Source organism: Sphaerospermopsis sp. FACHB-1094 (genome assembly GCF_014696195.1).
Classification (GTDB): Bacteria; Cyanobacteriota; Cyanobacteriia; order Cyanobacteriales; family Nostocaceae; genus Sphaerospermopsis; species Sphaerospermopsis kisseleviana.
On the sequence record NZ_JACJPT010000175.1, the window covers coordinates 1 to 6,948 of the forward strand.

Here is a 6,948-nt window from a genome sequence, read left to right on the forward strand (position 1 = left end):
ATTCCCAATTCCCAATTCCCAATTCCCAATTCCCAATTCCCAATTCCCAATTCCCAATTCCCAATTCCCAATTCCCAATTCCCAATTCCCAATTCCCAATTCCCTAAGATAAAAAACTCTGTACCTCACTAACTTGGTAAATGCTAGATCATTTTTATGATATTTTATCACTAAATTTATAGTTGCAGTTTTATACATAGAATTTAAATATATTAGAGATATAAGGTTTTTTTATAAATAAAATGTGATTTATATTGAGAGGATGCGTGAAAAGTTATTAAGCATACTCAACAAACTATGTCTATGTCTATGTCTATTATCTTGAGACCTGATTATCCATTTTTGACCCTATGACTTTCCTAGAAATACCTGAAAACTTTGAAAATTTACTTACTTATATCAGACAAAATCGGGGTTTTGATTTTACTGGCTATAAACGTTCAACTTTGGTACGTAGAGTTACTAAGAGGCTACAAACCTTAAGTATAGAACATTTTAGTGATTATATAGATTATCTAGAAGTTCACCCAGAAGAATTTAATTATTTGTTCAATACCATTTTGATTAATGTTACCGACTTTTTTCGGGATGTTGCTGCTTGGGAATATTTAGAAAAGCAAATCATACCTAATATTATTAAAGGCAAAAAAAATAGTGAACAGATTCGCATTTGGTCTGCTGGTTGTGCATCGGGAGCAGAAGCTTATACTATAGCAATACTGTTTACTGAAGCATTAGGAGTCGAAGAGTTTCGTCATCGAGTCAAAATTTACGCTACAGATATTGATGAAGAAGCTCTCAATCAGGCACGTCAGTCTGTATATTCAGAGAAAGATATTGATAAAGTACCAACGGAACTACTGGATAAATATTTTGATTTAGCAGGGAATAATTATATATTTCGTCAAGACTTGCGTCGGTGTGTAATTTTTGGTCGTCATAATTTATTTTTGGATGCGCCGATTTCCCGGTTAGATTTGTTGGTGTGTCGTAACACATTGATGTATTTCAATTCTGAGGTGCAGGGGCGAATAATGGCGAGGTTTCATTTTGCCCTGAATGATACTGGCTATTTGTTTTTAGGTAAAGCCGAGATGCTGCTGATGTATTCTAATTTGTTTATGCCTGTAGACTTAAAAAATAGAATATTTACTAAGTTATCATCAACAAATTTACGCGATCGCCTATTAGTTATGGCAAATTCAGCAGATGATGAATCTAATCGTCGTTTATCTAAACACATTCGCTTGCAGGAGTTGGCTTTTGATGCAACCCCAGTAGCGGAGATAGTCATTGATATCAATGGTTTATTAGTGATTATCAATGAGCAAGCTCGCAGTTTGTTTGGTTTATCAATGAGAGATTTAGATCGTCCTTTTCACGAGTTGGAAATTTCCTATCGACCAATAGAATTGCGATCGCTAATAGAAAGAGCATACAAAGAACATCGTCCCATCAATCTTACAAATGTAGAACGCTATTTATCAAATTCAGAAAAGCAATACTTGGATGTGCGGATCACACCTTTACAAGACGATAATCTCAGCTTACTAGGTGTGAGCATAAGTTTTAATGATGTCACCCGTTATGTCCAATTGCAAGAAGCATTGCAACGTTCTCGACAAGATTTAGAAACTACCAACGAGGAACTACAATCTACTAATGAAGAATTAGAAACTACCAACGAGGAACTACAATCTACTAATGAAGAATTAGAAACAACTAACGAAGAACTCCAGTCTAGTAATCAAGAATTGGAAACAATGAATGAAGAATTGCAATCTGCAAATGAAGAATTACAAACAATTAATTATGAGTTAAGCGATCGCACTTTAGAACTGAACCGCACCAATGTTTTTATTACATCCATTCTTAAAAGCCTGCAAACAGGAATGGTTGTCATTGACCCAAACTTTAACATTTTAATTTGGAATAATTTTGTAGAAGATTTATGGGGATTACGCAATGATGAAGTGATCCATAAATCTCTATTTAGTTTAGATATTAGTTTACCTGTGGAAGAGTTGCGATCGCCTATTCGTGATATTCTATCTGGTAAAATAGATTTCCAAGAAATGATTTTAGCCGCTACAAATCGCCGAGGCAAACAAATCCAATGTTATGTTGCTCTCAACCCCCTCATCGACAAAAAAATAGAAGGGGTAGTTGTGATGATGGCAGATGTAGATAAAATCAAAAATATGATTCATAATCAATAAATTCAAAAAAGTTAGAAAAACTTGATCAGTCAATGGCTTTAAGGGTTGAAAATGTTAAGCTAATTTTTTTGGCTCTACCGTACTTAGTATGCTAAACTGATAGGGGATAGGGAACAGGAAGGATCAGGGTAAAGAGGCAATTTTTGTAATAATATCCAATATTTGTAGCTTATGTCTTATGTATATTAAGCCTTCTGCAGTTTTTTGAGATTGATTTTGCATACTATGTACTGAAGAACCATTTTTTTACGTTTTGATATATAAATTTGATATATAAAATATTTGAAAAATGTGAGGAAATTGTGAGGTTCATTTAATTAATTATCAAAATATATCGTAATATTGCGAAACAAATTGACAATATTTACTTCACATTTCGTTAAATTTTTATCTTCACAAGTTCCTCAGATTTTATTTATATAAAAATAATTATGGAAGCGAAAAGCAGAACAACTTAGTAAAAGTTAGTAAAAGCTTCTGCATCAAAATCAAAAAAATTTGTAAGTTTTAAAGGACTCAAGATCATGGTGCAAATGCGACCCAATCAACAAAGCAGCCAATTTAACAAAGAAGAGGCTTTAGTCCTGCCTTTTAATACCGTTGGTATTGCAGATATACCCTTTGTCGGTGGCAAAAACGCATCCTTGGGAGAAATGATTCAGCAGTTGCAACCTAAAGGAGTGAAAGTTCCTACAGGTTTTGCTACCACAGCTTATGCTTATAGATATTTCATCAAAGCCGCAGGTTTAGAAACCAGATTAATAAAGATTTTTGCAACTTTAGATGTAGAAGATGTTGACAATTTGCGACAATGTGGTAAGCAAGCCCGGTCGCTAATGTTAGAAACGCCATTTCCGATAGACTTGCAAGAAGCGATCACCCGTTCCTATCAAGCTTTATGTCAAGAATACGGTGAAGACACCGACGTTGCAGTGCGTTCCAGTGCTACCGCAGAAGACTTACCGGATGCCAGTTTTGCTGGTCAACAAGAAACTTACCTCAACGTTCACGGACTTAAAAGCGTATTAGAATCTTGTCATAAATGCTTTGCGTCCATTTTTACAGATCGTGCAATTTCCTACCGTCAACTCAAAGGTTTCGATCATTTTGAAGTTGCACTGTCAGTAGGTGTGCAAAAAATGGTACGTTCTGACATGGCTTGTTCTGGTGTGATGTTCTCCATTGACACAGAAACTGGCTTTAAAGATGCAGCTTTAATTACCGCCGCCTATGGTTTAGGTGAAAACGTGGTTCAAGGTGCTGTTAACCCTGATGAATATTTAGTATTTAAACCTACCTTGAAACAAGGATTTAAACCCATTCTGCAAAAACGTTTGGGAACAAAAGAAATTCAAATGGTTTATGATTTAGGTGGAACAAAATTAACCAAAAATGTTTCCGTTCCTGAAGCAGAAAGAAACCAATTTGCTTTAAACAATGATGAGATTTTACAATTAGCAAACTGGGCTTGCATTATTGAAGACCATTATTCCCAAGTCCGGGGTATGTTTACTCCAATGGACATTGAATGGGCAAAAGATGGGATTACTGGAGAATTATTTATCGTCCAAGCTAGACCAGAAACAGTCCAATCACAAAAATCGAAAACTGTTCTCAGAACTTATGTTCTCAAAGAAAAAGGTGATGTTCTGTTAACAGGTCGTAGCGTTGGCGAAATGATTGGTCAAGGTAAAGCTAGAGTCATTCTCGATGTTCACCAAATTAACCAATTCCAAGCCGGTGAAGTGTTAGTCACCAACCGCACAGACCCGGACTGGGAACCGATTATGAAAAAAGCTAGTGCTATTGTCACTAACTCCGGTGGTAGAACTTGTTTTGATGGAGAAACGAAAATTCTCACAAATCAAGGTTTTATGACCATTCAACAAATTTATGAACAAGGATATCAAGGATTATCAACTTTAGCCCTGAACACTAAAACCCATCAGATGGAATGGAAACCAATTATAGATGCAATGAAACGGACATCTCAAATAATTGGTGTGAGTGTATCTCAAACTGGGAAAGTTAGAGATAATTTCCTACGGTTAACTCCTGATCATAAAATGGTCAATCTTAGGAATGGTGAATATACCAAAACTGAGATTCAAGAAATGTTAAATAATCAAGAAATGGTGCTTGTATCTGAGAATATTCCCACATTAGGTAATAGCAAAGATCAAGCAGCAGATTTAGCTTATCTTTTGGGAGGAATTATTACAGACGGTTCAATTTACACCAGTCGAACTCATGGAGAAGTCCAGTTTATCCAAAAATCTGTACCAGAAAAACAAGCATTCATAGCTACTATGAATGAAAAAATGAATGCTGTTTATGGTAAATCTTTTGCGACTTGTGAGAAAGCAGTATCTTCAGGTTACATCCGAGGAAAACAGGTAACAGGCCAAGATACAGCTTATCGTGTTTATTCTCAGGCGATCGCCTATGACTTAAAAGAAAAAGAACAACAGATTACTCAAATTCTTTTAGAGAATACTCCAGAAGTTTCCTATCAATTTTTAGGAGGTGTAATTGATGGTGATGGTTGCTATGCTAACAACCGCATCAACATCTATATTTCTGAGGAGAACTTACTACAAGCTGTGATTATTGCTTGTTTGAAAATCAATACTGTTCCTCAAGTTACTAAAAACCGTAATATCTACAATGTCCAAATTGTAGAAAAATTAGAGCAAATTTTACAATATACCCAACGAGTTAAAGGAGACACTACTCCACGAAGTATTCAAACTAGATTTTTTGCCGCTAATCAATTATTTAGTGACAATGTAACAAGTCAAATCAAATTGAGAAGAGATAAAAACTTACTTATTTCCGATAAACAACTGGGTGAAATGAGTGAGTTTGCAGACCTTTTACAAGGTGATCTACGAATGCAACGAGTTGTTAAAGTTGCAGATGCAGTAGACGCTGAAGTTTATAATATTACTGTTGCCGATCATCATAATTATCTAGTTTTCACGGACAAATATACTCCTGTAGTTGTTTGTAACTGTCACGCCGCAATTATCGCCAGAGAAATGGGTATTCCAGCCATAGTTGGTTGCGGAAATGCGACCACAGTTTTGAAGACAGGACAGGAAATAACTGTTAGTTGTGCTGAAGGTGAAACAGGCAGAGTTTATGCAGGTCTGTTAAACTTTGAAATTCAAGAATTACCTTTAGATGATTTGCCTCGTACCCGCACTAAAATTATGATGAATGTGGGCAACCCAGAGGAGGCTTTAGGTTTAACAGCAATTCCTAATGATGGTGTGGGTTTAGCAAGAATGGAATTTATTATTGCTAACCACATTAAGGCACATCCTTTAGCATTGTTGCACTTTAATGAATTGGAAGACGAACTAGCAAAATATAAAATTGCTGAGTTAACCGCCCAATATGAAAATAAAGCTGAATTCTTTATTGCTCAATTGGCGCAAGGTATTGGTACAATTGCCGCAGCATTTTATCCCAAACCTGTGATAGTTCGGTTGTCTGATTTCAAGAGTAACGAATATGCTAACCTCTTAGGTGGTAGACAATTTGAACCCAAAGAAGAAAACCCGATGATCGGCTGGCGTGGTGCTTCTCGCTACTATGATCCTCGTTACCGTGAAGGTTTCGCCCTGGAATGTCAAGCTATGAAACGGGTACGGGATGAAATGGGTTTAACTAACATGGTTCTCATGGTTCCCTTCTGTCGTACTCCCGAAGAAGGACAACGGGTACTTGCAGAGATGGCGAAAAATGGCTTGGTTCGTGGTGAGAACGGTTTAGAAGTTTATGTAATGTGCGAATTGCCAAGTAACGTGCTACTTGCAGACGAATTTAGCCAAGTCTTTGACGGTTTCTCTATTGGTTCTAATGACTTGACACAGTTAACATTAGGATTAGACCGAGATTCAGAGTTAGTTGCCCATTTGTTTGATGAACGCAACGAAGCTGTAAAACGGACAATTGCTAAAGCGATCGCCACCGCTAAAGAATATAATCGCAAGATCGGTATCTGCGGTCAAGCTCCCAGCGATTATCCCGAATTTGCTAGATTCTTGGTAGAATTGGGTATAGATTCTATCAGTCTTAACCCTGATTCTGTGATCAAGACAATGTTAGAAATTGCAGAAGCAGAAGGAATGTAGGTGATTGGGGACTGGTGACTGGGTAATTAATTTTATTTTTCCCAATCACCAATCACAGATCACCAAATTTGGCAGCAAAAAGTGAATTTAAATATCCAACAAATACGGATGGTTTGAGTTGTATAGCGGAGAATTTACGATCTGTACGAGACAAAATGGAAATATGTCAATCTTTGGTGGAAATTGGATGATATGTGCTGGTGTGTGGAGTAATTTAAAGTCTTATTGGGCTTTTTGTTAATAAATTTAATTTTTGATTGATAATAGATTATCTATAGCTCCTGAAAAGAAAATCAGCTTCAACAAAACAAGATATTATTAAATTTTTGCAAGCAGTTATTGACGTATGTATATTTTTATTCTAAAATTTACTTAGAACAAAATTACTATCTTGAGCAAGAACATGAACAAAGACAATAAAGCATCAATAATTCAGGTTTGACAACCTTATTCTCAAAAAAAGCTGGCGTTAATATCATGTTTGGTGAGCTTGTCCTAAGTTGACAATTTACTAGACAAACCTATACAAGTACATACAAAACTACAAGTATTTGACGTATACATGGAATAAGTTGACTAAAAAATTA

The 6,948-nt window shown here is 35.9% G+C and carries 2 protein-coding genes; both read left to right on the top strand.

Going from position 1 to position 6,948, the window contains the following annotated elements; translation table 11 throughout:
• The first annotated feature begins 350 nt into the window (after positions 1-350).
• Positions 351-2,219: a CheR family methyltransferase gene (locus H6F47_RS26160; protein WP_137667778.1), complete on the top strand. Its 1,869-nt coding sequence runs from the start codon at positions 351-353 to the stop codon at positions 2,217-2,219.
• 524 nt (positions 2,220-2,743) lie between these two features.
• Positions 2,744-6,361: a phosphoenolpyruvate synthase gene (gene ppsA / locus H6F47_RS26165; RefSeq protein ID WP_190651666.1), complete on the top strand. Its 3,618-nt coding sequence runs from the start codon at positions 2,744-2,746 to the stop codon at positions 6,359-6,361.
• The last annotated feature ends 587 nt before the right edge of the window (positions 6,362-6,948 follow it).

Bases quoted from the DNA above. Each gene is read 5' to 3' on its own strand.
- H6F47_RS26160 (WP_137667778.1), top strand. From the start codon at position 351: ATGACTTTCCTAGAAATACCTGAAAACTTTGAAAATTTACTTACTTAT.
- ppsA (WP_190651666.1), top strand. From the start codon at position 2,744: ATGGTGCAAATGCGACCCAATCAACAAAGCAGCCAATTTAACAAAGAA.